Source organism: Streptomyces sp. P17 (genome assembly GCF_032436805.1).
Lineage (GTDB): Bacteria > Actinomycetota > Actinomycetes > Streptomycetales > Streptomycetaceae > Streptomyces.
Genome location: NZ_JAVRBF010001400.1, coordinates 1 through 241 on the forward strand (window position 1 = coordinate 1; position 241 = coordinate 241).

At 44.4% G+C, this 241-nt stretch carries 1 protein-coding gene; it reads left to right on the forward strand.

Translation table 11 applies throughout. From position 1 onward, the window contains the following. Positions 1 to 241: aminotransferase class I/II-fold pyridoxal phosphate-dependent enzyme (locus RMT89_RS45130; protein ID WP_315889549.1), on the forward strand; the 241-nt coding region annotated here is incomplete at both ends.

The window sequence follows — 241 nt, forward strand, 5'->3', positions numbered from 1 at the left end:
GAAAAATAGTGACGAGGATGTTGCTGTCATGCGTGAGAGCTATAACCAACGTAGACGCTACCTCTTAAATCGTATGGAGCAGCTAGGTTTGCCTTGCTTTGAACCATTCGGCGCTTTTTACATCTTCCCAAATATTTCTGAATTTGGCATGACTTCAGAAGAGTTCGCCACTAAATTGATTCAAGAAGAGCGTGTAGCTGTTGTACCCGGTACGGCTTTTGGCGAAAGTGGCGAAGGTTTT